We start from the raw sequence: 3,715 nt of genomic DNA on the forward strand, positions 1-3,715 counted from the left end.
AAATAAAAAAACCAGCAAAAAAGCTGGTTTTTAATATAAACAAATCAGTAGTTACTGAGAAAGTATAATCTCGGTAATTCCCTCAGCAGAGAGTATTTCAATCCAGTAGCCGTCAGGGTCTTTAATAAACGCGAGACCTTTCATTGAGCCATCATCTGGCTTTTTAACAAACTCTACATCGTATTTTGCAAAGCGCTCACTTGCTTTGTAAACGTCGGGCACGCTAATACCAATATGGCCAAAGCCTTTAGGTTCTTGATTGCCACTGTGGTAGCCCTCAAAGCTGTCGTCGTTTTCAGTCCCCCAGTTATGGGTTAACTCAATTAACGCAGGGCGGCGAAACACCCATTCAGCTTTTTCTTTATCATCGCCTTCTGGCAGCTCTTGTTCGTAGCCTAAAAAGTAAAGCGTAAACTTCATACCAGGAAAGTCATACTTACCTAACAACTTCATACCTAATACATTTTGATAAAATTCTAAAGACGGCTTTGGATCTTTAATACGCAACATTGTTTGCTGCATTACATAGCCTTGCGTGGCTTGTTCAATTTGCTCTGGAGATTCGTTATAGCTAGACATGGCGATCCTTTCAAAATAATAAAGCGAAAATAGAGATATAGTACTTAACTAATCATAATCAACCGTACGATAAATTTAAACCACTGCTTAACATTTTAACCATTAATAATGGGTTTAAGCTCGTAAATGGTGTTTTATAAATAGCACATGTTATTTACTAAGCCATTTTCCTAGATTGATTAGGAATATGGATGATTTTTTACTTTCATAATTACTAATAAACTCTTTACAACTAGGACGTTGAGATACAAATATGACTTTATTGGATGAAAGTACAAAAGAATTTGGCAGCATGAGCGTATTACTTCACAACATTAATACAGCAAGTTATTGTATTGAATGGTTTAGTAAAATGACTGGAGCGTCAATTACCTTAGCAAGAGTGGAAGCTGGCAAGTATTTAGTTACCCGAAAGTGGGCAGCTGGGCGAGAGCTAGACGATGTTACAAGTGACTTTAGCCGTGCTAACCAAGCCATTATTCATTTTTTGAATAATGTTGATATAGCTAAAATGAACGAACAAAGAGTTGCCGCAGCTAAACTTTATTGCATAAATTTATTTGTAAAAGCAGAAGGGTTAAGACCTGTTACTAACCCTAATTTACCAAAGCCAAGGCTACAAGACGCTATAGGCAAAAAGGTGGTTGTAAAATCAACCTTAGGCAATTGCCAAATAGCTACCGGGTTATTGCTGCAGCTGGTGGGTAACCAAGTAGAAATACAGGTAAACCCCGATGACGCATTTGATGATCAACCAAGGCAAAAGTTTTACACTAAGCAAGTATCAATTTGTTAAAGCGTTTAACGCCCAACACTTATAGGCAGTTTTACTTTAATGGTAAAGCCGCCTTGATCAGTAACCTTAAAGCTACCCCCTAGCGCAATAGCGCGCTCTTCCATAAATGCCAAACCATAGTGACCTGAATTTTCGGTCGGTTTTACTTTGCTTCCGTTATCACTAATTTCTAATTTTATAAACTGACTGTCTGTTTTAATATTTATAATAAGATTGCCAGCATTACTGTGCTTAATACAATTGGTTACGGCTTCTTGGCAAATTCGGTAGACGGCAATTTCATGTTCTTTAGTCAGCGCATTATCTACATTAAAATTAACCTCGTAGCTAATATTTGCTTTGGTAAGTAAGCTTTTTAATCGCCCTTGGGTCATCGCATTTTGTAGCCCTAATTCGTCTAGTTCACGAGGACGAAGGTAATGCATTAATTGATAAACAGAATCGTACATAGAGTTTGCATTGCTTTTTAACGTGGCCACAAACGATTGCGTTTTTTCATCACTAAGGTGCGACAAAATAGCCAAATCGGTTTTTAAAGCTGTTAAGTTTTGCCCAAGTTCGTCGTGTAACTCTTGTGACAGATGTTTTCGCTCGTTTTCTTGCACGCTCACCATTTTAGCCCCAAGAAGCGTGTTTTGCTCAAGCTGCTTTTTAAGCGCGTGGTTAATCTTTTTTAATTCAGTATTTTTACGTTTAAGCTCTGTAATAGCCGCGCCTAACACCATACTGGTAATAGCATTAGCTAAAATAAACAACTGGCTAATATAGGTATTGCTAGGCTCATGGGTAATTATTGCTTCAACTATTATTAGTGCATTAATAAGTGTAGCGCTAGTCACCGCGCCTAATACGCCAAAGCGATACGAAAACCAAATAATAGGTAATAACGATGCAAGGCGAAGCAATGGATAGGTATCAGGGCGTATCAGGTATACAAGCATCATAACAAGTAAAACGGTAGCCAACGTAACCGTTAAATTAGTTATTTTAAGTAAAACTGGGCGCTTTAACGGAAGGTTTAAAGAATGAAAAAGCATAATAAACGGCGCAATTAACAACGAGCCAGTTATATCGCCAAGGCACATATTTAACTGATACTGTAATAGCTCTTTAGCAACCAATATGTTTGTAAATTCAAACGCACTAGAAAACAAAAACCACTTTATTGAAGTGCTCGCAACACACAATAAAATCAACGAAAGTATACCTAAACTATTATTAATGCTCGGCGGCCAGCGGCTACGTTTAAATGCATACACAAGGGCAAAAAAGCAAAGCTCCTGCCAAAAACCATGCAGTAAATTAAACTCCCAAGCGCCGGTCATTGTATACCCTAAGTGAGCAGCCAAAGCACGAGACGATACCCACAAAGTAATCCAATACCGAGTTGGCGAAAGTAAATAAAAAGCAATTTTTATCCCTGCAGGAATAAATATAGCACTACTTTCGGGCACTGTTTCTAAATTAGATCCTACCCAAAAAGCAGCAATGCAGGCAATAAAATAAATTACACCAACCAAAAGCTGCTTTGTAATTTCTTTAACGGTAGCCGTAATAGTAAAGTTAAAGGCGGGCAGTGTACTAGGTAAGTTCATCTAACTTTATTACTCCCGCATCAATAGCTATTTTTAACAGCTCAAACGAGGTTGTAACATTAAGCTTGCTGTAAATATTGGCCTTATGTACATGCGCTGTTTTAGGCATTATTTCTAATTTTTGCGCTATTTGCTTTGCATTAAAGCCCTTTGCTAACAGCGGTAAAGCTTCAAGCTCGCGGTTAGTTAAAATAGTTAATGCTGAGTTTGGTGTATTTAAAGCAAAATTTACGTCTTCACTTATGTAGCGTTTACCTAATGCAACCGATTTAACGGCATCAATTAACTCCTCCGACGCAGAACGCTTAGACACATAACCAAGCGCGCCTAGTCGTAGAGCATTACTTACATAAGGTTCGTAATCGTGCATAGAGGCAACAATAGTTTTAATTTCAGGGAAATTTTCGTTAAGGTAGGTTAAAAATGTAAGGCCGGTTTCTGATTCATTAAGTGATATATCAACAATAAATATATCGGGTTGTTCAAGCTCAACAGCCAGTTTTGCTTGGCTAACATTACAGGCTTCTATTATTACTTCCCAGTCTGCTTGTAGCTCTAGTAGTTTTTTAAAACTGTCGCGTACTAATTGATGATCTTCAATTATTCCAATGTGCATGTATTTCTCCCTTTAAATTTATTATACATTGAAATACATAACCATCAGCCAAAAAATTTATTAAATTTAATTACCTAGCAAAAATGTACACTGTAAAAATTAAAGGAGCAATAACGCTCAGTATTTATA

At 37.3% G+C, this 3,715-nt stretch carries 4 protein-coding genes; 1 reads left to right on the top strand and 3 read right to left on the bottom strand.

Features of this window, described 5'->3' with window-relative positions; genetic code table 11:
• Positions 1 to 51 precede the first annotated feature (51 nt).
• Complete coding sequence (gene gloA, locus GQR46_RS17430; protein WP_165741741.1) at positions 52 to 579, bottom strand: lactoylglutathione lyase; 528 nt, start codon at positions 577 to 579, stop codon at positions 52 to 54.
• Between the two features lie 253 nt (positions 580 to 832).
• Here gloA and GQR46_RS17435 point away from each other — a divergent pair, with 253 nt between their 5' ends.
• Positions 833 to 1,375, top strand: a complete 543-nt coding sequence (locus GQR46_RS17435; RefSeq protein ID WP_165741742.1) for a hypothetical protein — start codon at positions 833 to 835, stop codon at positions 1,373 to 1,375.
• A 5-nt stretch (positions 1,376 to 1,380) separates the two neighbouring features.
• On the opposite strand, the gene GQR46_RS17440 is transcribed toward GQR46_RS17435, so the two are convergent.
• Positions 1,381 to 2,970, bottom strand: coding sequence for an MASE1 domain-containing protein (locus tag GQR46_RS17440; protein ID WP_165741743.1), 1,590 nt, complete (start codon positions 2,968 to 2,970; stop codon positions 1,381 to 1,383).
• Entirely contained in the window at positions 2,957 to 3,586 is a 630-nt protein-coding gene (locus GQR46_RS17445; RefSeq protein ID WP_165741744.1) for a response regulator transcription factor, read from the bottom strand. Before GQR46_RS17445 ends, GQR46_RS17440 begins: the two co-directional genes overlap by 14 nt.
• Positions 3,587 to 3,715: the final 129 nt, after the last annotated feature.

Source organism: Pseudoalteromonas sp. Z1A6, from assembly GCF_011378745.1.
GTDB lineage: Bacteria > Pseudomonadota > Gammaproteobacteria > Enterobacterales > Alteromonadaceae > Pseudoalteromonas > Pseudoalteromonas arctica.